Source organism: Pseudomonas sp. CC6-YY-74 (assembly GCF_002025205.1).
Taxonomy (GTDB): Bacteria; Pseudomonadota; Gammaproteobacteria; order Pseudomonadales; family Pseudomonadaceae; genus Aquipseudomonas; species Aquipseudomonas paeninsulae.
Genome location: NZ_CP019947.1, coordinates 1,545,752 through 1,569,439, shown reverse-complemented (window position 1 = coordinate 1,569,439; position 23,688 = coordinate 1,545,752). Strand labels below are relative to the sequence as shown.

The window sequence follows — 23,688 nt, the reverse complement described above, 5'->3', positions numbered from 1 at the left end:
ATTATTCCTCTTGTTGTCAGTTGGCAGTCAGCGTGCAGCTGACTTCGGGTGCGTCGTAGCCGAGGCTGTCCAGCTCGCTGGTGGGGTGCAGGAAGCCCTCCTGCGGCGAGTTGCTGACCAGGGCGCGGGGATGCACCAGGGGGATGGGTTGGCGCAGTTGGCCGTTCCAGCTGCGGAAACTCAGCTTGCGGCCCTTGAAGCCGTCCAGCGGTAGTTGATCGCTTAGGGCCAGCGTGCGGATCGCACTGGCGTCGGCCTGGCCCAGTTTGCTCACCGCGCTGGCGATGCTGCGCACGGCGATCCAGGCGGCGTAGTCGCGCTCGTTCATCCAGCGCTTGGCGTGGGCCTCGAAGCGCTTCTGCAATTGCGCGGCGCCGTAGGTCTCCACCGTCTTGTGCCAGCCGGTGGGGGTCAGGCCCTGAGTGCCGGCGACCGGGCGCGGGTACCAGGTCTGGTAGGGCAGGTATTCGCCGAAGTCGCCGCGTTCGTCGGCGACCAGCACCACGTCGTATTCCTTGGTCTGGGTGAACAGCGGCATCTCGGCCTGGGCGCTGCGGCGCTGGTCGTTGTCGAAGCTCCAGGCCTTCTCTGCGACTAGGCTGTGACCGAAGCGCTTAGCCGCCCGGCGCAGGGCCGCAGCATAGGCCTGATCGTCCTCGGTGGGGCCGCTGATCAGCAGCCAGCGCGACCATTTGCGCACCGCCAGAAACTGAGCCAGGGCGTCGGCGAGCATGGCTCGGCTGGGCAGGGTGTGCAGCACGTTAGGCAAACACTCGCTCTGGCGCAGGCTGTCGTCGCGGCTGCCGGCATTGATCAGCAGGCTGTCGGCGAGTGCCTGGCTGAGCTTGCGCAGGGTCGCCGCGGGGGCGTTGACCACGAACAGGTGTACGCCTTGGTCATGTAGCGCGCTGGCGGCCTCGAGCAGAGTTGCGCTGTCGTCATGCTCGGCGACGTCGAGGCTATAGGCGTGCTTGAGAAAGCGACCGGTACTGTTGCTGTCGGCAATCGCCAGTTCGGCGCCGCGCAGGCCGGCGTCCGCAGGTTCGCCAATTACATTGGACAGTAGCGGTCCGGTTGCCGGGGTGTAGGCCAGGTAGCCGATGCGCACCTGCAGCTCAGCTGCCGGGCTGTCGGCTTGGCTCATGGCCGCATAAGCGAGAGTGACGGCGACACAGAGCAAGAGATGACGACTGATCTGGCGCATGGGCAACTCCTGAGTAGGTGTTGCCAGCATAGGAACAGTGAGCCGCTGGGGAAATATGCCCAAAGTACCAGTCGGGCACTACCAAGGTAGTAACTTCGCATGCCGCAAGGGGTTCTAGCATGGCTGTATCGACCCATAACAATAATAGGTGTTCGCCATGCGTATTCTCAAAGCGCTGTTTCTCCCCGTGCTACTGATTTGCAGCCTGATCGGTTTCGACACTATCTATGCCGCCGGCGATCTGACCCGTCGCGGCACCGCGCTGGCGGACTTGCGCCTGGGCAGCGAAGAGAGCGACTACAGCATGTCGCAGAGGGAGTACCAACTGGAAACCGGCAAGGCCTACCAGTTGAAAATCATCGCCAGCGGGCAGAAGGAGTACGCGTTCCAGGCGCCGGAATTCGCCACTTCAATCTTCCTGCGCAAGGTCGAAGCCGGTGGGGTGGAGATCAAGGCAATCACCCTTACCGAACTCGAGTTCGAGGACGCCGGCGAGGCGGAAATCTTCTTCGTGCCGATCAAACCCGGCAAGTTCCGCTTCTTCGCCAAGGGCCTGGAAGGCAAGGGCATGCTCGGCTACTTCGTGGTCAAGTAAGGCCGCGCGCAAATAGGCGGCTTCGCTGTTGAGCTTCGCCGCTCCCTGGCGTTGGCGCTTTACCGGCGGACAGCGGGTTCAACCGACGGCGCTCTCGCAACGTTGTTTGCTTGGCAGCGACACCATGCGACTGGCCGGCTCCTGCACACAGCAATGACCTGGTCTCACGACGCCGCGCTGAAGCCCAGCTGTTTGCCGCCAGATAGCCGTCGATACCCGCAGCCTTGCTGCGCAAGCCCTGCCTGACGGCCGCCACAAGCCCTACTACCAAGGGACTAGGCACGGGCCACCAAAGCAGCATTCGGTGCGCGCCCAGGTCTTTCTAAGATGGTTACAAGCAAGCTCAATAACGCCTGTCCTGCGTGTATTCGAAGAGGTCTCGATCATGAAAATCAAACAAAAAACCGGTGCCGCCCTGCTGCTGTTGGCTTTCTCGGCCACGCTCTGGGCGCATGGCGATGTGGTCCCGCAAGACGTCAAGACCCCCGGACTGGAACCGTTGGGCGAAGAGTGGCTGGAAGAGAACCCCTACCGCGACAACCCCAAGGCGATTGAAATTGGCGCCTCGGCATACAACCAGAATTGCGCGGCCTGCCACGGCCTGGAAGCCAAGTCTGGCGGCATCGCCCCGGATCTGCGCCTGCTCGAAATCGGCGCCATGGGCGATGAGTGGTTCAAGGAGCGGGTGATCAACGGTGCGGTGCGTGACGGCCGGGTGTATATGCCGAAGATGGCCGATTACCTTAGCCAGGAAGCACTGTGGGCCGTACGCAGCTACTTGGAGAGCGTGCACGTCGAGGAGTAATGGCCATGCGCCTGACTGTCCTGCTGTTGAGTGCGTTGCTCTGTACGTTGGGCCTGGTAGCTGCACCGGCCCAAGCCCAGGCGCCAATACGCAGCTATGACTCGATCATCGAGTCCGGTGTGCTCAAGGTCGCCCTCTATGAGGATTTCCCGCCTTACAGCTTCCTGCAGGATGGTCAGCCGCGCGGCGTCGATTACGAGTTGGCCCAGGCTTTGGCCACGGGCCTGGGGCTCAAGCTGCAACTGATCTGGGCGCCACCGGGGGAAAAGCTCGACGACGATCTGCGTGACTACATCTGGCGCGGGCATTACCTGCGCCCAGATGTGCTGGCCGACGTGATGCTGCGCGTGCCTTACGATCGCGAGTTTTCCAACATGAGCAACGAGTTCGGCGAACTGGTCAACGAGCAGGTGGTGATGTTCGGCCCCTATCAGCGCGAGCGCTGGCAGGTCGCCTACGACCGGCGCCGACTCAAGACCGTGCCCAGCGTGGCGGTGTTCCAGCAACATCCGATTGGCGTCGAGGTCGACAGCGTGCCGTCCTTCTACCTGTCCTCGGTGTTCGACGGCATGCTCAGTGGCAAGACCCATCACTTCAGCAATCCCCAGGCCGCCTTTGCCGGGATGAAGAAGGGCGAGGTCGATGCGGTGATGGCCATGCGCGGCGAGATCGACTGGCAGGTAAAGCAGGCCGCAGACAGCAATCTGGCCTTGGCCGAGAACGCCTACCCCAAGATGGGCAAGCAGGTCTGGGATATCGGCATGGCGGTGCATGAAAGCAATCGGCAACTGGCTTACGCTCTGGAGGAAAAGCTCGAAGAGCTGATTCTCTCTGGTGATCTCAAACAACTCTATGGCCGCTATGGTTTGCGTTACGAACTGCCGGGGTTGTATCAGGAAGTCGAATAACGGCTTACCGCTCGCCAGCTTGAGGCCGGCATTTGCTGCCGGTTCGCCAGGCAGGGGGTGTGTGCCGGATAGCCGGTCTTTGCTGCTGTAGGCGTTGCTCGCCTGGCCCAGCATGGGCTGGGGCAGGCGGCGAGGGCGATCCAGTCCTTGGCTGGCTACAACCCGGGCAGATTTCAGTCGTTTGCGACTGCAGATCGCCCATCCAATGGACAGCGGTTTGGTCGGCGGCACTCCCGAGTCCTACCTCATCAGCCCGAGTTGTGCCCCTACGTCAGTGCGAATTCGACCCGCGGCCTGGAGGTGCAGGTGAGGGTGAAACCGAGCTGTAGCTAGGCGATAACAGTGGCAATGAATTCACGGCCGCGTTGTAAGGTGTTGAGTGTGCAGAGGCTTCAGCCTTGCACAAGAACTTGCTAGCCATAACCAGTGAGATAAACCCAATGATCAAAGTCAGCGTGCTCTACCCCAACAACCCCGGCGTGCATTTCGACTTCGGCTACTACTGCAGCCAGCACATGGACATAGTGCGCAAGTGCCTGGGCGATGCCTGCAAGGCCATTGCCGTGGACCAGGGTCTGGCCAGCGCCGACCCCGATAGTCGGGCGCCCTTCGTCGCCATGGGCCACCTGTATTTCGACAGCGTCGAGAGTTTTCAGAACAGCTTTGCGCCGCACGCCGAGCGGATCATGGGCGATCTGTCCAACTTCACCGACAGCCAGCCACTGATACAGATCAGTGAGGTCAAACTCGCGCCCTGACGCCTGACGCCTGACGCGCCGTACCTGCGGCGCGCCTGAACTGCACATGAGGTGCATATGCGCTGGATCCTTGTTCCAGCCATACCGGGTTGCACCCAGGTGGCCGGGCCGACTTAGAGCGGTGGCGGCGCGCCGTTCACTTTCGCTGCTGCGATCCCAGGTGTCGTCGACGATGAGGTAGCGCTGGCGCGGCATGTGCCAGCCGAGATATTTGCCGAGCACGCGGGCACTCATCGAGGCACTGCTGGACTCGCGCAAAAGCTCGCGATGGCCCGCGTGGCCAGTTACCTCCTTGGCATATCTGAGCATGACGCAGTACCGCCGGGCGCGATGGCCAGCGGCGATCCCCTCTTCGCGGCTGGTGCCACTGATATCCATCCGTGCGCCCAGACGGGTGAAATGCTGCTGATAGGTAGGTGAGTATTGCTACCAAGGGAGTAGTTAAATCGGTACTGCGTGCAATTGTTGTGTGAGGCCCTGCGGCGAAGAATTAGCGGCAGACCGGGAAAACTTCCCGGGGATAACAATTAACCCGCAGAGGTAACCGCAATGAAACACTCCGGTCTATGCAAGCCCTTGGTGCTGAGTGCACTGTGCGCCGCCATGCTCCTCCCCGCCGTGTCGGCGTGGGCGGTCACCGATCAGGAAATTCTCGACGATGTGAATTCCACTAACCAGATCGTCACCAACGGCATGGGCCTGCAAGGCCAGCGCTACAGCACCCTGGACATTCTCAATACCGACAATATCAAGGACCTGCGTCCAGTCTGGGCGATGTCCTTCGGTGGTGAAAAGCAGCGCGGCCAGCAAGCCCAGCCGATGATCAAGGACGGCGTGATGTACGTCACTGCCTCCTACTCGCGGGTGTTTGCCGTGGATGCGCGCACCGGCAAGGAACTCTGGCAATACGATGCGCGCCTGCCGGATGACATCCGTCCGTGCTGCGACGTGATCAACCGTGGTGTGGCGTTGTATGGCGACCTGGTGATCTTCGGCACCCTGGACGCCAAACTGGTGGCCTTGAACAAGGACACCGGCAAAGTGGTGTGGCGCAAGAGCGTCGCCGACCACAAGGCCGGTTACTCGATCACCGCGGCACCGCTGGTAATCAATGGCAAGCTGATTACCGGCGTGTCCGGTGGCGAATTCGGCATCGTCGGCAAGATCGAAGCCTATGACCCGAAAAACGGCGAACTGCTGTGGACCCGGCCGACCGTCGAAGGTCACATGGGCTACATCTACAAGGACGGCAAGAAGATCGAGAACGGCATCTCCGGCGGCGAAGCCGGCAAGACCTGGCCGGGCGACCTGTGGAAAACCGGCGGCGCGGCGCCTTGGCTAGGCGGCCTGTACGACCCAGAAACCAACCTGTTGCTGTTCGGTACCGGTAACCCGGCGCCGTGGAACTCGCACCTGCGCCCTGGCGACAACCTCTATTCGTCCTCGCGTCTGGCCCTGAACCCGGACGACGGCACCATCAAGTGGCACTTCCAGACCACCCCGCACGACGGCTGGGACTTCGATGGGGTCAACGAGCTGGTGTCCTTCAACTACCAGGAAGGCGGCAGGACCGTCCAGGCCGCGGCTACCGCCGACCGTAACGGCTTCTTCTACGTGCTCGATCGCACCAATGGCAAGTTCATCCGCGGCTTCCCGTTCGTCGACAAGATCACCTGGGCCAAGGGTCTGGACAAGAACGGCCGTCCGATTTATGACGACAGCAACCGTCCAGGCGCACCGGGCAGTGCCGACAAGGGCAGCAGCGTGTTCTCCGTACCGGCCTTCCTCGGCGCGAAGAACTGGATGCCAATGGCCTACAGCAAGGACACCGGGCTGTTCTACGTGCCGTCCAACGAGTGGGGCATGGATATCTGGAACGAGGAGATCGCCTACAAGAAGGGCGCGGCTTACCTCGGCGCCGGTTTCACCATCCGTCCGCTGAACGAGGATTACATCGGCGTGCTGCGCGCTATCGACCCGAAAACCGGCAAGGAAGTCTGGCGCCAGGAGAACTACGCGCCACTGTGGGGCGGGGTGATGACCACCAAGGGCAACCTGGTGTTTACCGGCACGCCTGAAGGCTTCCTCAAGGCCTTTAACGCCAAGACCGGCGAGAATGTCTGGGAATTCCAGACCGGTTCCGGCGTGCTGGGCTCCCCGGTCACCTGGGAAATGGATGGTGAGCAATATGTCTCGGTACTCTCCGGTTGGGGTGGCGCGGTGCCGCTGTGGGGCGGCGAAGTGGCCAAGCGGGTGAAGAACTTCAACCAGGGCGGCATGCTCTGGACCTTCAAGCTGCCGAAGGACCTGGTGGCCAAACACTAATCCTCGTGTTTCACCCTGTGTGACTCGATGGCCGGTCTTTGACCGGCCATCGTCGTTTTGGACGTAACCGTATGAGGTCGTCTTTACTGTGGTGGTTCCTGCACCTGCAGACAGCAAGTCATGTCGCAGAGTGCTTTCGCACCTACTACCAAATGACGAGGCGATTGGTGCCTTGGGCGCATACCCTTCGCATGGGCGACTTTCTAATATCGAACCATGACCTGTTTCACGTCCACGGGCAGGCTCCGACAAACAAGAGAGGGCACCACCATGATTTACGCTAAACCCGGTACACCAGGCGCAGTTATCAACCTCAAGCCGCGCTACGGCAACTTCATCGGTGGCGAGTTTGTCGCACCGCTCAAGGGGCAGTACTTCAGCAACACCAGCCCGGTCGACGCCTCGCTGATCGGTGAATTCCCCCGCTCCAGCGCCGAAGATATCGAGCTGGCCCTGGACGCCGCCATGCCGCCGCCGATGCCTGGGGCAAGACCTCGGTGCAGAACCGTTCGCTGGTGCTGCTGAAAATTGCCGATCGCATCGAAGCCAACCTCGAACTGCTGGCCGTGGCCGAAACCTGGGACAACGGCAAGGCCGTGCGTGAGACGCTGAACGCCGACGTACCGCTGGCCGCCGACCACTTCCGTTATTACGCCGGTTGCATCCGCGCCCAGGAAGGCAGCGCCGCCGAGATCGACGAACACACCGCCGCCTATCATTTCCACGAGCCGCTGGGCGTGGTCGGGCAGATCATTCCGTGGAACTTCCCGCTGCTGATGGCCGCTTGGAAACTCGCGCCGGCCCTGGCCGCCGGCAACTGCGTGATCTTGAAGCCAGCCGAACAGACGCCGCTGTCGATCAGCGTGCTGATGGAGCTGATCGGCGACCTGCTGCCGCCGGGCGTACTCAACGTGGTCCAGGGTTTCGGCCGCGAAGCCGGTGAGGCCCTGGCCACCAGCAAGCGCATCGCCAAGATCGCCTTCACCGGCTCCACCCCGGTGGGCTCGCACATTCTCAAGTGCGCCGCCGAGAACATCATTCCGAGCACCGTGGAGCTGGGCGGCAAGTCGCCGAACATCTTCTTCGAAGACATCATGAATGCCGAGCCGGCCTTTATCGAAAAGGCCGCCGAAGGCCTGGTGCTGGCGTTCTTCAACCAGGGCGAGGTGTGCACCTGCCCATCTCGTGCGCTGGTGCAGGAGTCGATCTACGACGCCTTCATGGTCGAGGTGATGAAGAAGATCAAGCTGATCAAGCGGGGCGACCCGCTGGACACCGAGACCATGGTCGGCGCCCAGGCCTCCGAGCAGCAGTACGACAAGATCCTCAGCTACCTGCAGATCGCCCAGGAAGAAGGCGCCGAGCTGCTCACCGGCGGCGCGGCGGAACGCCTGGAGGGCGACCTGGCCAGCGGCTACTACATCCAGCCGACCCTGCTCAAGGGCAACAACAAGATGCGCGTGTTCCAGGAAGAGATCTTCGGTCCGGTGGTCGGTATCACCACCTTCAAGGACGAAGCCGAAGCCCTGGCGATTGCCAACGACACCGAGTTCGGTCTCGGTGCCGGTCTGTGGACCCGCGACATCAACCGCGCCTACCGTATGGGCCGGGCGATCAAGGCCGGTCGCGTATGGACCAACTGCTACCACCTGTACCCGGCGCACGCCGCGTTCGGCGGCTACAAGAAGTCCGGCGTCGGCCGCGAGACCCACAAGATGATGCTCGACCACTACCAGCAGACCAAGAACCTGCTGATCAGCTACGACATCAATCCGCTGGGCTTCTTCTGAGTCTGATGATGCTCCTCGGCGCAGGTGCTCCCGTGCGCCGGGTTACCCTGCGATATGCCTTCGGGCGAGATTTGCAACAGGCTGCAGCGGCCTGATATTGACGGCAGCAAATCACTCTCGCAACGCGGCCTCGGCCGCGTTTTTTCATGGAGAGGTCAGGCATTGCGCGTAGGCGCTACCTGATACATCTGGATGTTCGACGCGATGCGCGCCTGGATATCCGCGGTCAGTGCTCGAGATCCATGCTGGCACTCGGGCGCATGCCAGATGAATCAGGCGGCTGGCGAGCAATGGGGTCGACCTGGGTTGGTCTCGATAGCGGATACGATCAATCAACTTAATCGTATGGCCTGAGCCGGCGTATAGCGAATCGTACAGGCGGCGGGAGTCATCCCGCCGCCTACTCGACTTCGCGGATCAGGCGCGGCGGCGAAACAGCGGTTGCGGCTGGTCGCTGGAAGCCTGATAAACCTCCGAGAATTCCTCGAACGCTTTCAGTGCGTCCTGCGGATCCTTGTCTTCGCGCAGGGCGAAGGCATCGAAACCGCAGCGCTGTAACGCGAACAGCTGATCACGCAGCACATCGCCGATGGCGCGCACTTCACCCGTGTAGCCATAACGGGTGCGCAGCAGATAAGCGCTTGAACAATGGCGCCCGTCGGTGAATGCAGGAAAGTTAAGGGCGATCACCTGGAAGTTATCCAGCTGATCGGCGATTTCCTCAATCTCCTCACCGGCTTCCAGCCAAACGCCCAAGCCGCCGTCGCGGGCCTTGAGTGCGCGCGAGTGCTCGACCCACAACGCCAGGGGCACGATCAGGTCATCACAGTTGCTCAGGCCATCGAGGGTCGTGTCCTTGGGCAGTAGATGCCAGGACTCGTCGACCACCTGGCCATTCTTAATGATTCGCTGCATATACGCGCTCCTTGAACGGGGCGACACCGATACGGCGGAAGGTGTCGAGGAAACTTTCTTCATCGGTGCGTTGCTCGATGTAGACCTTGATGATCTTGTCGATCACATCCGGCATGTCGTCCTGGGCAAAGGATGGGCCGAGAATTTGCGCCAGGCTGGCGTCGCGGCCGGAGTTGCCGCCGATCGACACCTGATAGAACTCCTGGCCCTTCTTGTCCACGCCGAGGATGCCAATGTGGCCAACGTGGTGATGGCCGCAGGCGTTCATGCACCCGGAAATGTTCAGCTCGATGTCGCCGATGTCGAACAGGTAATCCAGATCATCGAAACGGCGCTGGATGGCTTCGGCTACCGGAATCGACTTGGCGTTGGCCAACGAGCAGAAGTCGCCACCTGGGCAGCAGATGATATCGGTCAGCAGGCCCACGTTCGGTGTGGCAAAGCCGTGTTCGCGCAGTTCGCCCCAGAGGCTGAACAGCTGAGTCTGCTCGACGTCGGCGAGGATGATGTTCTGGTTATGGCTGTTGCGCACCTCGCCAAAGCAGTAGCGATCAGCCAGTTCGGCGATGGCGTCGAGCTGCTTGTCGGTGACATCCCCCGGCGCGACGCCAGTTGGCTTGAGCGACAGGGTGACAGCGACATAGCCAGCTTGCTTGTGGGCGAAGGTGTTGCGCTGACGCCAGCGGGCGAAACCTGGGTGCTCGGCGTCCAGTTGTGCCAGGACGGCGTCCTGGTCGTGCAGGGGCTGATAGGCCGGGTCGACGAAATGCGCGGCGACGCGCGCCACTTCGGCTTCAGTCAGGGTGGTCGAGCCATCCTTCAGGTGTGCCCACTCGGCGTTGACGCGCTCGGCGAACACCGCGGGGGTCAGCGCCTTGACCAGGATCTTGATGCGCGCCTTGTACTTGTTGTCGCGACGGCCATAGCGGTTATACACACGCAGGATGGCGTCGAGGTAGCTGATCAAATGCTGCCAGGGCAGGAACTCATTGATGAAGCTGCCAACCACCGGGGTACGACCTAGGCCGCCACCGACGGAGACACGGAAACCCAGTTCGCCGGCGGCGTTGTTCACTGCCTCAAGGCCGATGTCATGCACTTCGATGGCTGCGCGGTCGCTGGTAGCGCCATTGACGGCGATCTTGAACTTGCGCGGCAGGTGGGTGAACTCGGGGTGGAAGGTCGACCACTGGCGGATGATTTCGCACCAGGGGCGCGGATCGACGATCTCGTCCTTGGCCACGCCAGCGAACTGGTCGGTGGTGGTGTTGCGAATGCAGTTACCGCTGGTCTGGATCGCATGCATCTGCACGGTAGCCAGTTCGGCGAGGATCTCGGGCACGTCTTCCAGATCAGGCCAGTTGAACTGGACGTTCTGCCGGGTGCTGATGTGGGCGTAACCCTTGTCGTAGTCGCGGGCAATCTTGGCCAGCATGCGCACCTGCTTGGAGGACAGCAGGCCATAGGGCACGGCGATCCGCAACATGGGCGCAAAGCGCTGAATGTACAGGCCATTTTGCAGGCGCAGCGGGCGGAATTCTTCGCCACTCAGCTCACCAGCCAGGAAACGGCGGGTCTGATCACGGAACTGCTGGACGCGGTCCTCGATGATTTGTTGATCGTACTGGTCGTATACGTACATGAAGGGTCCTGTTTTCAGGCTGCTTACAGCAATTCTGCGCGCACGGCCGCGCACCCCTTAGCGGAGCTGAGGGAAGATACCAGCTCAGGGTTATGCGCAAAAGTGATGTTTTAGTATATGGTTAGAACTATTAGTGCTAGCTATGGGCGGGAACATAACCTCAGCGGTTGTGAAAATATCCAACGCCGTGGCGAGGCCGCCTCCAGGCGTTCGTGGTAAGGCGCAGTACCTTAGCGTCCTTCAGGTGGTGCAGAATCATGCGGCCACTTCAGTGGACTGCCTGCGAGTAGGGCAGCCCGGCGGCGATCCGTTCGGAGCGAAGCAACAGCCCGCCAGCGTTTATGTCGCGCCGATGATAGTCGCGGATTGCTTGAGGTAATTGCTCGGAGCGTAGGGCGTTTGAAGGCTAGCGCAGTAGGCGGGGGCTTTTCACCGCCTCTCAATGCTTGAGCAAGTGCGCGACCTAGGCTTAACTGCATAAGCGAACCACTCATAAGCACAATAAAAAGGGTAGTCCATGACCGACCATAGCGAATATGACAACCGAGATAGCATTGTCGACGCCAGAGCGATCTTCTTCCTGATTCTGTTAGTTGTAGCCACAGCGGTCTTCTGGGTCAGCCAGCAATAACTCAGGCTGCTTGAAAAGCCGATTGCAGCCAGCTGCAGTCGGCTTTTTTATGTTTGCGGATAAGTGGCGGCAAAGAGCCACTGCCTGACGCTTATACTGCGCACGTATTTTTGGAGGTGTGTGCGTGATCTGGTCAGGTGTAGGTGTGATTTTTGTGCTGTGTCTCTCGATGCTGAGTGGCTTGGCGTCGGCGGCCAGTGTCGGTAAGCCCGCCACGGCCAAGGCGCCCGTGTCCGTGGTGTTTCTCAATCCTGGCTATTCCGATGAGCCGTTCTGGGTCGCTTATATCGAGTACATGCACGACGCCGCGAATGATCTTGGGCTGCAGTTGCGTGTGCTCGATGGTGAGCGTGACTCGCTCAGGGTGTTGCAACATGCGCGTGAGGTGTTGCAAGCACGGGAGCAGCCGACCTATCTGGTCTTCGTCAATGAATACTATGTCGGCCCGGAGATACTTCGCCTGTTTGCCGACAGCAAGATCAAGCTGTTCGCCCTGCACAGCACCCTGACGCCAGATCAACAGGCAATTGTCGGTGGCAGTCGGGAGAATTACAGCAACTGGATCGGCAGTCTGGTGCCCAACGATGAAGAAGCTGGTTATCTGATGGCCAAGGCGCTGATTGCCATGGCGCCGGCTGGCGCTGGCGAAATGGTCGCCTTCTCGGGCGTCAAACGGACGCCATCTGCCACATTGCGCGAGGCCGGTCTGCATCGTGCGCTGGCCGAACATCCGCACGTGCGCTTGAAGCAGCTGCTGTATGGCGAGTGGTCGGAGCAACGCGCGTATGAGCAGGCTAGCGCCCTGCTTGGGCGTTATCCCGATGTCAGTCTGGTGTGGGCGGCGAATGACGAGATGGCGTTTGGCGTGATGCGTGCGGCGGCGGAGCAGGGCCGGCAACTGCGTTACTCGGGGCTGAACAATTCAAAGAGGGTGCTGCAGGCCCGAATTGACGAGCGCATCAGTGTATTGGTCAGCGGCCATTTCATTCTTGGCGGCTGCGCCATGGTGATGCTCCACGATCACGCCGCCGGCCTGGACTTTGCTGCGCGCGGCGGCAAGGATCAGCAGGCCGATTTGTTCCGCATGCTGAACAAGCAGGAGTCGATACGTTTGCTGCGGCGCATCGACAAGCATGCTGCCAACCTGGATTTTCGTCGTTTCAGTGCCGCGCTCAACCCGCGCCTGCAAGGCTATGACTGCTCTATTGAGGCCTTGTTGCGCTAGTTCAAACGCCTGCGAAATACAGCACCAGTTTGACCACGGTAAAGATCACCAGCACGAACAGCAGGGTGAACAGCAGCCCGAGGATGATGAAGTGGCTGGGTTTGCCCCGGCTGAAGTCACGGCTGCGCTTCTTGCCGCTCTGTACGCCGATGGCCGCCGCCAGCACGCTCTGCAGCATTTCCCATAAAGTCAGCGGTTTGTCGTCTGGATCATCCTGCTTGCTCATGGTGCCCCCTGAATTACGGCTTGTCAGGCCTGTCGAACATCCATCGATAGTTGCTCAAAGCTGTATCTGGGTCCAGCCGCGTCGTTGCCACATCACGGCGAAAATCATCGAGGCGAGGCCGCGCTGGAGAATCTGCAGGCTCCAGATGGCCAGCAAACCATAGCCCAGGATAGGGCCGAGCAGATAAGCCAACGGTAGAAAGAACAACCATTGGTTGCCCAGGCTGACCAGCATCACCGTGCGGCTGGCGCCGGCGCCAAGCAACGCCTGGGTGAGCACCAGGGCGGTGGCATCCAGCACCATGCCCATGCCGGTCAGGCGCAACGGCCAACTGCCCAGCTCGATCAACGCCGGATCGCTGACGAATAGCCGCAAGATCAGCTCCGGGTACAACCAGAAGGGTGTGCCCAGCAGCATCAGGCCGACTGCCGCGACCTTGACCACATCCCAGCCCCAGCGATGGGCGGCGGCGAAGTCCTTTTCGCCCAAGCTGTGGCTGACCAGGGTGGTGGCCGCCATGCCCAGGCCGATGGCCGGCAGGATCAACAGCAACGCCAGGTTGATCAGCACGTGAGCCACCGCCAACTCGGCGGTGCCGATCTGGCCGATGATCCAGAACAGCGTGGTAATGCCGGTGGCGAAGAAAAATTGCTGAGCCGAGTTGGGCAGCGACAAGCGCAGCATGCTGCGCAGGTCAATAACGCTGGGAAGACGGGTCAGAAAACCCTGCCGGCGAGCGCTGTGCCAGGTTTGCACGGCATAGATCAGTGAGCCCAGATACAGCGCCAGTGTGGTGCCCAACCCTGAACCGGGCGCGCCCATCTGCGGTAAGCCGAAGAGGCCGTGGATCAGTGAGTAGCTGATCAGCACATTGGCCAGGTGCATGATCACCAGGGTGCGCATATACACGCCGGAGCGGTGGCTACCGTTCCAGTAGCCGCGGAAGGAGAAGTTCAGGCCGACGGCGAAAATCGCCAGCACCCGCCACTCGAAGTAGGCGGTGCCGATGCCCAGTACTTCGGGATCGCCTGATAGCAGTCGAATGATCGGCTGGGCGTTCAACCAGCAGAACACCGTCAGTGGCAGGGCGAGGCACAGCGCGATCAGCATGCCGACATTCAACGGTGCCGCCAGCTCATCCAGTCGTCCTGCGCCTCGTCGCCGCGCGACCTGGGCTTGCACGCCAGCACCCAGGCCCATGACCAGGGCGATGGCCATAAAGTTGGCATAACTGCCGATGCCGACTCCGGCCAATGCCTTTTCGCCGAGGTGGCCGACCATGGCCGCATCCACCAGGTTGAGCAGGCTCTGGCTGAGCATGCCGCCGATAATTGGTAGGCCGAGAGTGAGGATGTGCCGGAGGCGTTGACGCTCGATCATGCAGGGTTCGCTGTGAGCCAATAAAACCGGCATGCAAGATGCTCAACGCCGGAGGTGGTGGGCATCTTAACCCGCAGCCAGATGCCGACGCATGTCATAGAACAGTTCCACGTCCGGTAAGCGCCTAAGTCAGTAGCAGCGCGCAGCGCACTGCGCTGATTACCGACTTGGCGATGAAACACGCGTCATGGGTCTGGTGATGCTGGGCGTGTAGTCGCTCGGTGCTGGGGTGCGCGCGCCGCCGGCAGCGGCACTACCTGGGACTAGGAGGGCGGCGGGCACTTCCAGGTCACCGTCGAGGGGACGGCTATGGGCGCGACTGTAGCGATTGTCGAGATAAGTGTGGCTCGTCGCGCTGCCACAGGATTTCAGCGCTGTATTGGTGGGCCATTGGGCGCTCCTAGCGAAAATTGACGACCTGCACTACTGGTGTCAGCCAATAGCCTATGCCTTTTCTGCGGTCGTTGATCAAGCGGAGGATGGCTCGCCAGATCGACCCTTGAGTCTCTGAAGAATGGGGGGCTGCCTGAGTAGTACTAAAGAGTGCCGCTTTGAACTGCTTGCCACTGCAGGGAGCAGCTATAGTCTTTACGAGATCTCAATCACACGCAGGAGGCCTGCGCTTGATGCCCGCCCCATTACCCCACTCACTCAGTGAGGCGCTCGGCTCTATCGTCCGCGGCCAGCTTCCAGGCGCGCTGCATGAGCTGCTCAACGCGCTCAGGCTGGCGTTGGCCGAGCAGCGGCTGAGGTCTTTCTCCTCTCAGGAAGCAAAGGTTTGCGGTAACTACCTGCGCTTTTGCAATGCCGAAGGCGAGCGGGTGCTCGATAACAGCTGGGCGGCGATCTGCCGCCATCTTCCCCTGGCAGCTGCCAGGCAGCCGAGGATGCCCGACAACCTCGCCGAGTGGAGTCTGCTCGACGATGCTGAAGTGGAGGATATGTTACTGGCCCGCCGCTTGCTGCGGCCCTTGCGTGAAAGCCTGGGCGCGCTTGAGTTGCAGGTCTGCGGTTGTTTCAATCGCCTTGCCGGGCATGCTGTTCCAGATGCGGATCACCCCCTTTCGCTTGAGTTCCTGATACGCCAGCTGCTGAGCGATTTACGTTTGCGCGCGCAGCCGGCAGCGATCCGCACACTGTTTCAGGTCGAGGCGAGCCGGGTATTGCCCATGGCTCTGCAGGCATACCTGAAAGCGCTGGCTGGCGTGTTCGAGGCGCATCGCGTAGAGCCATTGCCGGAACCGAAAGCACTGGTCCGTGGCCGTCAGCAACCACGGTCCTTACCCGCGGTGTCACCTGATGCGGCATACCGCGCGATCCGGCGCCTGCTCCAGGTGGGCGCTGAAGGGCAGCCGACTGAATCAGTGCAACGAATCGAGTTGGGCGAGACCTCGACCAGTGACGCGCTGGCCAAGCTGCATACGCAACAAGTGCCGGCGGGTGGCTGGGACGCTCGACAACTACTGGAGCGTCTCGTACTGCAGGGCTGTCGACTGACCGCGCGCCAGTGCGAGGATACGCATCTGGTCAGCGAGGTGTTCCAGGCGCTGGGCCAGCAAGCAGGGATGGCCCCGGCCCTCAAACCGGCCATGCAGCGGCTGCTGTTGCCCGTGCTCGAAGCCACCCTTAAAGAGCCAGCCGCCATCGCCGACGGTGCTCACCCGGTGCGTGCAACGCTCGACCGACTGTTGCGCCTGTGTGACTTCAGCGATCCGCCGAACGAAGCATTGGAGGCTCGCCTGGAGCTGCTGATCGGTCGCATCGTGGGCGGAAACCGTGGTGATCTCGCCACATTCACAGCATGTGATGCGGAACTCGATGAACTGTTGAAGATCCAGCAGCGGGCCTATCGCCGTAGTGCTGAGCGAGTCATGCAATTGCACCGCGGCCGCGACATTCTGGAACACGCCCAGCGCGAGGTGGCGACTGCCCTGGCCGGGCTGTATGGCGAACAGGTACCGCAGCTGCTGCTTGAGTGGTTGGGGGTGGGCTGGCGCGATCTGCTGGTCAACGATCTGATCCGTGCCGGTTCTGACAAATATTCCTGGCGAGGTGATCTGGCCGTTACCGCCTTAGTTATCCGACGCCTGCAGAAGAAACCGACGCGCCCGGCGGATACCTATCCGGTCACACCCGATGGCATCGACCACTTGCTGCAGATTCTGCGGCGGCGAATGGACGAGTTCGGTGCCGGTAATTTCCAGTATGCCCCGGTGTTGAACCGTTTGCGCCGCCAACTGCTGGGCGATGAGCCGGTGGCGTTCGTCGCGCCACCGCCGCTGCCATCGATTGCGCCGCCTTTGCCACCAGAGCTGCAGCGTTGGTACGAACGGCTTGAGACCTTGCAGGCGGGCGACTGGCTGCAAGCCCGTGACGGACAGGCCCTGCAACTGATCTGGGGCAATCCGCAGATGGATCATTATGTGTTTGTCGATGCCCAGGGGCGCGAGGCGGGCAGCTATGGTTCAGCCAAGCTGACCGGCTTGCTGGCGGAGGGCACCTTGTTGATCGGTAATACCGCGGCAGGGGATGACAATCGGATTCAGCGCACCCTTCAGGATATCGTCGGGCAGCTCTACCGGGAGATTGCTCACACGCGCAGCCACGACGAGCTGACCGGATTGTTTAATCGGCGCAGTTTCGAGGGGGCTGTAGCGCAAAGCCTTTCCACCAGTGCCCGCCCGGCCTTCCTCATGGCGCACATCGACCAGTTCAACCTGATCAATGGGCATGCCGGGCCGCTAGCGGGTGATGCCTGCCTGCGCCAGCTAGCTAGCCAGTTGCACCAATGGCTACCCGAAAGCGCCTACCTGGCGCGGGTTGGCGGGTGGAGTTCGCCGCAGTATTACCGGACTGTGGCGAAGAACTGGCGGCGCGGCTGGCCGAAGAATTGCGCCGCGCGGTGGAGGAGGAGGGCTTTGCCTGGGATGGGAGTCGGCATGGCCTTACCTTGAGCATTGGCGTGGTCGAGGCCGCGGATCAACATGACGTGAGCAACTTGTTCTGCGACCTGCAGGCCGCCTGCAATATCGCGAAGGAGGCAGGCCGCAACCGCGTGCATTGTTTCGACAGGGCAGCCGACGATGACCGTATCGGCTTGCAGGCCATCGCCGCCCGGATCGACGACATCGTCGAGCGTGAGAACCTGTCCTTGCGCGTGCAGCAAATTGCTCCAGCAGCGCCGGACTCCAGCGAACTACCACATTACGAGTTGCTGCTGGTCATGCAGAACGAACTGCTGCTGCAAGACTTCATCGCCGCCGCCGAGCGCTACCACCGCATGACCAAGGTAGACCGCTGGGTGCTGACGCGCATCTTCAGTGAACTCGAACGTCACCCCCAGCTGTGGACGCGCTGCTCCAGCATATCGATCAACCTTTCCGGCAGCAGTCTCAACGACGACAGGCTGCTCGGCTTTATCGAAAGCCTGTTCGAGCGCTATGCGGTCGACCCACGCAACATCTGCTTCGAGCTGACCGAAACCGCTGCCGTGGCCAACCTGGCCAAGACCGCCGACCTGGTACGCCACCTGCAGCGTGCTGGCTGTACTTTCGCGATTGACGATTTCGGGGTCGGCTTCTCTTCTTTCGACTACCTCAAGCGCCTGCCAGTGGACTACGTGAAGATCGACGGCAGTTTTGTCAAAGAAATCGAACGTTCACCGAGCGACCTCGCCATGGTCCGCTCGATCAATGAGGTCGCCCACGCCCTCGGCCGCCGTACCATCGCCGAATATGTGGAAACGCCCTCCATTCGTGCTCTCCTGGCGGAGATGGGCGTGGACTACGTGCAGGGCTTTGGCGTGCAAAAACCCAGGGGCCTGGGCGACTGGCTGTCGGATGAGGCGCTACTTCTCTGCCCCTCTTGATGCGCCCACCGGCTTGCTCGGTATGCAAGCACGTCTGTCCCTTCTCGCAAACAGGCCGTTGCAACACGCCAGAGCTCGACCTACCAGCCTGCGGGGTCACTTCACCTCGTTTCGTCGCAATGCAATATAGCCTGGCGCAGTAGTTTGCCTTTGCCTTCCACGGGCCGTTCGGCAACAGTCACTGCGAAGCGCGAGGAACACCTCACACACAGCCCTTATGCCAAGGCAGGCCTGAGTGGTGGGCGTGTCGAGCGATATGCCGCCATTTGTGCGATTCCCGCAGGCTCCTTGAGCCTTGGCTGCGGAGTGTCTTGTCGAGCGCGACCCGCCCGACAAGACCTGGCCATCAACGTTGCTGCAGCGGCCGGTGCACCTTGCGGCTGCTCAGCAGATCGTTCGCCCGGGCGCGCAACTGGCCGCAACCGCCGTCGATATCCTGGCCGGCGGAGTTGCGCACCTTGGTCAATACGCCGCGACTGTGCAGGTAGCGCACGATCTGCACGATACGGTCACCATCCGGGCGTTGGTAGTCGTCGGCTTCCAGGCTGTTGTAGGGGATCAGGTTCATGATCGCGTACTTGCCCTTGAGCAGGCGCAGGATGCCGTCCATTTCGGCCTGGCTGTCGTTGATGCCCTTGAGCAATGTCCACTGGTACTGGATTGGGTAATCGATCTGCCGAGCGTAGGTTTCACCCAGCTCGACCAGCTCCTCGGGGTCGATACGGGGTGCGCGTGGCAACAACTGCTGGCGCAGTTCCGCATCTGTGGTGTGCAGCGACAGGGCCAGCGCCGGTTTGATCCGCTGTTGCGGCAGACGCTCGAAGACCCGTGGATCGCCTACGGTGGAGAACACCAAATTACGCTGGCCAATACCACCATCGGTGCCGAGCAGGTCGATGGCCTGCAGTACGTTGTCGAGATTGTGCGCCGGCTCGCCCATGCCCATGAACACCACCTTCTTCACCGGGCGAAAGCGTCGGGCCAGGGCCACCTGGGCGACAATCTCGGCCGTACTCAACTGGCGCAGCAAGCCGCTCTTGCCGGTCATGCAGAACACGCAACCCACCGCGCAACCGACCTGGCTCGACACACACAGGCCATCGCGTGGCAGCAGTACGCTTTCCACCATCTGCTTGTCGGCCAGCTCCACCAGCAAACGCGCCGAGCCGTCCGCCGCCGGGTGCTCGGAGCTGAGGCGGGCGAGGGCGTTGAGCTCTTCCGTCAACTGCGGCAGGGCATTACGCACCGCAAGGGGCAGAAAGTTCTCGGTCTTCTGGTTGCGTGTACCGGTATCCAACGGTTTGCCTTGCAACCAGGCACGGCTGATCCGCCCGATATGTATGGGCTTGGCGCCGAGACCGGCGAGGCGTTGGTGGAAATCTTCGATTTGCATGGGCTGCGCATGCTATCACCAGGCGGGCGGCGGCGGTATCCGTCGTCCGAGAAGGTTAGCGCATGCCGGCGAACGACGGAATGCTTTGCTCAAGCCTTCCGGGCACTCATACTAGCGCCTTGATTGGCCTGACCCAGCTGTGCGGAGCGGTAGATGAAATACATACACCAGCGCGAACACCTCAATGAAGACGACGAAGTCGTGATCGAGTGCTCGCAGACCTGCAATATCCGCCTAATGAGCGACGCGAATTTCCGCAGCTTCAAGAATGGCGGCCGACACACCTACCACGGCGGTGCTTTCGATACCTTTCCGGCAAAAATCACCGTACCGAGCAGCGGCTTCTGGAATATCACCATCGATACCGTGAGCCGCAAGGCTGTCAGCGTAACCCGTAAGCCGACGCTCAAGCACTCGATCAAAATCATCCGCAAGTCGGCTTCGCGGCTGAGTTGAACGGCGGATAACACTGCGCTTGAATGCGTCGGTAGTAAGGGTGGATAAAACAGCGTCATCCAAACTACGGAATTTATAGCCCGACAGGGTGGAAACCTCCAAGCGTTTTCCACCGATAGCCTTAGCTGCCACCCCCAATTCGATGACAGTCAGCGCTGTTGTGTGTCTGCTGTTAGCGTGGGCTTGTGTGTTCTCAGATTGCAGCACCGCCAGTTTGGCGCAGCGGTCAGTCGCCCTGGATGCATCGCAGTGGCTGTTTGCTGGCTGTGCTGGATATAGTTGTCCGGGTTGATGGCCGCGACGGGGGCAGCGTCTCCAGTGTCGATCGCTTTAAGCCGCGCGAAGATTTGTTGTTGTTGAGTGGATATCGAGGCTATCTCCTGGAATGCGTGGATTGAAGGGGCGATTGCACAGGAGTGAAGAATGCGGCGGCCAATCCTGTTGAGCTGTAGTTCGCATGTCTAAGAGGTTTTTCAGGAAACACTAATGATTTAACATAATATACATTATGCGAAGTTACAGGCGATCAGCGCGACGGTGAACACACCGCCAGAATGATCAGGACGCTTGCTGCTGCGCTGAACGCCGAGCCTGCCGTTTTCTTCCCAGTACCAATCAAGGTCGTACATGCCCAAGGGTCTGCCATCCTGTTGATTTAGAGGTAGCGGCTCACTTCGATCAGGTTGCCATCGGGATCGCGGAAATACACCGATTGGATTGGGCCGATTGCACCAGTGCGTGCCACTGGCCCTTGTTCGACAGTGACGCGTTGATTCGTCAGGTGCTCAAGCACTGCGTCGATCGACCAGCGTGTGATCAGGCACAGGTCGATGGCGCCTGGCGTCGGTTGTTTCGCTTTCGGTTCGAACTCGTTGCCGTGCTGGTGCTGGTTGAACTTCTGCTGACCAAACACCAATGCACTGCGGCCTTGGCCAAAGACCTCATGCTGCATGCCTAGCACGCGCTGGTAGAAATCGACCGTGCGGGCGATGTCGGCTACGGTCAGCACCAGGTGATCCAGGCGCTCAATCATGCTCAGTCCCGATCCAATAGATGGAAGCGTGGCAACGAGAAATGCCAGCGGATTGCGGCCAGACGAATAAGCAATACGGTCAGCATGGCAACGCCGGTATCGAGCCAGTGCGGAGTGTCCAGTGCGCGGAGTCCGATAAACATCAGGGCGCCGGCAATACAGGCGGTGGCGTAGATTTCTTTCTTGAATATGAGCGGGATTTCATTACAGATCACATCGCGCATGACGCCACCGGCGACACCCGTCATGACCCCCATGATCACGGCAGTACTCAGCGGCACATTGTGCTGCAAGGCCACTTCGGTGCCGATCACGGTGAATACGGCCAAGCCAAAGGCATCGGCGATCAGCAGTCCCTTCTCGTGGATCGGCTGGGTGAACCGTACCCACACCACGGTGCCCACCGCCGCCAGGGAGGCGATGACGATATAGGTGTCGTCGCGTATCCAGCTGACCGGATGATTGTCGAGAATCACATCACGCAAGGTTCCGCCGCCCAGCGCAGTGATCACGGCAATCACCAGCACGCCGAACAGATCCATGGATTTGCGCCCAGCCATCAAGGCGCCGGTGATGGCAAATACGGCTACGCCGAACAGGTCAGCCAGGTAGAAAAGTTGTGGCATGTGTTTTCAGGTGGTCACGGGGGTGCGCATGGTAACAAACTCTTCGGCTGCAGTCGGGTGCACGCCAATGGTCTCGTCGAAAATCTGCTTGGTCGCCCCAGCCTTCAATGCCACGGCAAGGCCCTGGACGATTTCGCCTGCTTCCGGCCCAACCATGTGGCAACCCAATACCCGATCGCTGTCGGCATCCACCACCAGTTTCATCAGGGTGCGTTCCTGGCATTCGGTGAGGGTCAGCTTCATCGGCCGGAAACGACTTTCGTAGACTTCCACACGATAGCCCTCCTCTTTCGCCTGCTCTTCGCTAAGGCCGACGGTACCGATATTCGGCAGGCTGAAGACGGCGGTAGGAATCGTCTGGTAGTCGACCGGGCGATATTCCTCCGGTTTGAACAGTCGACGCGCCACCGCCATGCCTTCGGCCAACGCCACCGGGGTCAGTTGTACCCGACCGATCACATCGCCCAGGGCCAGAATTGAAGGCGCCGTGGTCTGGAACTGTTCATCGACCTTGATATAACCGCGCTCATCAAGCTCTACAGAGGTGTTTTCCAAGCCCAGGTTAGCTAGCATTGGCCGGCGGCCGGTGGCATAGAAAATACAGTCTGCCTGCAGCTCGCGGCCATCTTTTAGCGTCGCGAGCAGGCTGCCGTCGGCCTGTTTGTCGATGCGTTCGATATCGCTATTGAACTGCAGATCCAGGCCGCGTTTGCACAGTTCTTCTTGCAGATGTTTACGCACGGCGCCGTCGAAGCCACGCAGGAACAACTCGCCGCGATACAGCAACGAGGTCTGAGCGCCGAGGCCATGGAAAATCGAGGCGAACTCCACGGCGATATAGCCACCGCCGACCACCAGCACGCGCTTGGGCAATTGTTCGAGAAAGAAGGCTTCATTCGAGCCGATGGCATGTTCGTGCCCGGGGATTTTCGGGATATGCGGCCAGCCACCGGTGGCGATGAGGATGTGCTTGGCGCTGTAACGCTGGCCGCCCAACTCCACGCTATGCTCATCCAGCAGGCGCGCATGACCCTCGAACAGGGTTACGCCACTGTTGACCAGCAGGTTGCGGTAGAGGCCATTAAGACGGTCGATCTCGCGGTTTTTGTTGGCGATCAGGGTCGGCCAATCGAACTTCGCTTCACCGGAAAACGACCAACCAAAACCTTGGGCCTGCTCGAAATCCTCAGCGAAGTGCGCGCCATACACCAGCAGCTTTTTTGGCACACAGCCAACGTTGACGCAGGTGCCGCCCAGATAACGGCTCTCGGCTACGGCCACGCGGGCACCATAACCGGCGGCAAACCGCGCAGCACGTACACCACCGGAACCTGCGCCGATTACAAACAGGTCGAAATCATAGGTCATGGTCAGCCTCCTTAGCAGGCCGCCAGCATAACCTAATCGCACTTGAATCCTGCGCCCGGCCTAAACTTGCTGAGTCACCCAGAGGAGAAACGCCATGCGCCCTACCCTCACCCATTTGGCTTTGCATGTGCCGGATCTGGATGCCTGTGTGGCGTTCTATGCGGAGTTCTGCGGCATGACCGTGATCCACCAGCGTGTGGGTAAAGGTTCGCGTATCGTCTGGATGGCCGAACCCGGCAAAGAGCACACATTCATCTTCGTGATCATGCCAGGTGGTCAGGATCGGCAGCTGGCCGCGGACGATTACAGCCATTTCGGTTTTGCCGTGGACAGCCGCGAGCAGGTCGACAGGGTCGCCGCCAGAGCGCAAAAGGCTGGCTGCCTGATCTGGGCACCGCGTGATGAGCCCTACCCTGTTGGTTATTATTGCGGGCTGCGTGACCCAGCGGGCAACTACGTCGAGTTCAGCTATGGCCAGCCACTTGGCCCGGGCTCGGAGGCGCTGCCAATTCCCTGACCACTCACAGCACAAAGCCACGC

General features: G+C 60.8%; 20 protein-coding genes and 1 pseudogene. 11 read left to right on the top strand and 10 right to left on the bottom strand.

Features of this window, described 5'->3' with window-relative positions:
* Positions 1–16: 16 nt before the first annotated feature.
* Positions 17–1,144 (bottom strand): ABC transporter substrate-binding protein, encoded by a 1,128-nt coding sequence (locus B2D37_RS07290; RefSeq protein WP_371915444.1) that lies wholly within the window; start codon positions 1,142–1,144, stop codon positions 17–19.
* 217 nt (positions 1,145–1,361) lie between these two features.
* Between B2D37_RS07290 and B2D37_RS07285 the strand changes: the two genes are divergently transcribed.
* The 6 genes and pseudogenes from B2D37_RS07285 (at position 1,362) to B2D37_RS07255 (ending at position 8,385) form a co-directional block, all read left to right on the top strand.
* Positions 1,362–1,799: a copper-binding protein gene (locus B2D37_RS07285; RefSeq protein WP_079202081.1), complete on the top strand. Its 438-nt coding sequence runs from the start codon at positions 1,362–1,364 to the stop codon at positions 1,797–1,799.
* Between the two features lie 385 nt (positions 1,800–2,184).
* On the top strand, positions 2,185–2,604 hold the full coding sequence (gene pedF, locus B2D37_RS07280) for a cytochrome c-550 PedF (protein WP_079202080.1): 420 nt from the start codon (positions 2,185–2,187) through the stop codon (positions 2,602–2,604).
* A gap of 5 nt (positions 2,605–2,609) precedes the next feature.
* A complete protein-coding gene (locus tag B2D37_RS07275; protein ID WP_079204926.1) occupies positions 2,610–3,512 on the top strand; it encodes an ABC transporter substrate-binding protein in 903 nt (300 codons plus the stop codon).
* Positions 3,513–3,952: 440 nt separating this feature from the next.
* Positions 3,953–4,270, top strand: a complete 318-nt coding sequence (locus B2D37_RS07270) for an EthD family reductase (protein ID WP_079202079.1) — start codon at positions 3,953–3,955, stop codon at positions 4,268–4,270.
* A 549-nt stretch (positions 4,271–4,819) separates the two neighbouring features.
* On the top strand, positions 4,820–6,595 hold the full coding sequence (locus B2D37_RS07260) for a methanol/ethanol family PQQ-dependent dehydrogenase (protein WP_079202077.1): 1,776 nt from the start codon (positions 4,820–4,822) through the stop codon (positions 6,593–6,595).
* Between the two features lie 270 nt (positions 6,596–6,865).
* Positions 6,866–8,385, top strand: a pseudogene (locus B2D37_RS07255) (aldehyde dehydrogenase family protein).
* Between the two features lie 417 nt (positions 8,386–8,802).
* Here the strand turns inward: B2D37_RS07255 and B2D37_RS07250 are convergent.
* Positions 8,803–9,300 (bottom strand): DUF934 domain-containing protein, encoded by a 498-nt coding sequence (locus tag B2D37_RS07250; RefSeq protein ID WP_079202076.1) that lies wholly within the window; start codon positions 9,298–9,300, stop codon positions 8,803–8,805.
* Positions 9,284–10,942, bottom strand: coding sequence for a nitrite/sulfite reductase (locus B2D37_RS07245; protein ID WP_079202075.1), 1,659 nt, complete (start codon positions 10,940–10,942; stop codon positions 9,284–9,286). Before B2D37_RS07245 ends, B2D37_RS07250 begins: the two co-directional genes overlap by 17 nt.
* A 755-nt stretch (positions 10,943–11,697) precedes the next feature.
* Between B2D37_RS07245 and B2D37_RS07240 the strand changes: the two genes are divergently transcribed.
* Positions 11,698–12,798, top strand: coding sequence for an ABC transporter substrate-binding protein (locus B2D37_RS07240; RefSeq protein WP_256573156.1), 1,101 nt, complete (start codon positions 11,698–11,700; stop codon positions 12,796–12,798).
* Position 12,799: 1 nt separating this feature from the next.
* Here the strand turns inward: B2D37_RS07240 and B2D37_RS07235 are convergent, their stop codons facing one another.
* Positions 12,800–13,024 carry a DUF2970 domain-containing protein gene (locus tag B2D37_RS07235; protein ID WP_079202073.1) on the bottom strand — a complete coding sequence of 75 codons (225 nt, stop codon included), beginning with the start codon at positions 13,022–13,024 and terminating at the stop codon, positions 12,800–12,802.
* Between the two features lie 54 nt (positions 13,025–13,078).
* Positions 13,079–14,404: an MATE family efflux transporter gene (locus B2D37_RS07230; RefSeq protein ID WP_079204925.1), complete on the bottom strand. Its 1,326-nt coding sequence runs from the start codon at positions 14,402–14,404 to the stop codon at positions 13,079–13,081.
* 626 nt (positions 14,405–15,030) lie between these two features.
* Between B2D37_RS07230 and B2D37_RS07225 the strand changes: the two genes are divergently transcribed.
* Entirely contained in the window at positions 15,031–17,358 is a 2,328-nt protein-coding gene (locus B2D37_RS07225; protein ID WP_256573155.1) for a DUF1631 family protein, read from the top strand.
* A complete protein-coding gene (locus B2D37_RS23570; protein WP_256573193.1) occupies positions 17,295–18,272 on the top strand; it encodes an EAL domain-containing protein in 978 nt (325 codons plus the stop codon). The genes B2D37_RS07225 and B2D37_RS23570 overlap by 64 nt, the downstream gene beginning before the upstream one ends.
* A 346-nt stretch (positions 18,273–18,618) precedes the next feature.
* On the opposite strand, the gene B2D37_RS07220 is transcribed toward B2D37_RS23570, so the two are convergent.
* On the bottom strand, positions 18,619–19,665 hold the full coding sequence (locus tag B2D37_RS07220; protein WP_079202072.1) for an RNA methyltransferase: 1,047 nt from the start codon (positions 19,663–19,665) through the stop codon (positions 18,619–18,621).
* Positions 19,666–19,818: 153 nt separating this feature from the next.
* On the opposite strand from B2D37_RS07220, the gene B2D37_RS07215 reads away from it, so the two are divergent.
* Positions 19,819–20,121 (top strand): DUF1883 domain-containing protein, encoded by a 303-nt coding sequence (locus B2D37_RS07215; protein ID WP_079202071.1) that lies wholly within the window; start codon positions 19,819–19,821, stop codon positions 20,119–20,121.
* A gap of 506 nt (positions 20,122–20,627) precedes the next feature.
* On the opposite strand, the gene B2D37_RS23565 is transcribed toward B2D37_RS07215, so the two are convergent.
* The 4 genes from B2D37_RS23565 to gorA are packed head-to-tail and all read right to left on the bottom strand — an operon-like array spanning position 20,628 to position 23,148.
* Positions 20,628–20,756, bottom strand: coding sequence for a hypothetical protein (locus B2D37_RS23565; RefSeq protein ID WP_256573154.1), 129 nt, complete (start codon positions 20,754–20,756; stop codon positions 20,628–20,630).
* Positions 20,757–20,776: 20 nt separating this feature from the next.
* Positions 20,777–21,154 (bottom strand): VOC family protein, encoded by a 378-nt coding sequence (locus B2D37_RS07210; RefSeq protein ID WP_079202070.1) that lies wholly within the window; start codon positions 21,152–21,154, stop codon positions 20,777–20,779.
* 2 nt (positions 21,155–21,156) lie between these two features.
* The gene (locus B2D37_RS07205) at positions 21,157–21,780 is read right to left on the bottom strand and encodes a trimeric intracellular cation channel family protein (protein WP_079202069.1); all 624 of its coding nucleotides are present in this window, start codon (positions 21,778–21,780) and stop codon (positions 21,157–21,159) included.
* A 6-nt stretch (positions 21,781–21,786) separates the two neighbouring features.
* Entirely contained in the window at positions 21,787–23,148 is a 1,362-nt protein-coding gene (gene gorA / locus B2D37_RS07200; protein ID WP_079202068.1) for a glutathione-disulfide reductase, read from the bottom strand.
* 94 nt (positions 23,149–23,242) lie between these two features.
* On the opposite strand from gorA, the gene B2D37_RS07195 reads away from it, so the two are divergent.
* Positions 23,243–23,665, top strand: a complete 423-nt coding sequence (locus tag B2D37_RS07195; protein ID WP_079202067.1) for a VOC family protein — start codon at positions 23,243–23,245, stop codon at positions 23,663–23,665.
* Positions 23,666–23,688 lie beyond the last annotated feature (23 nt).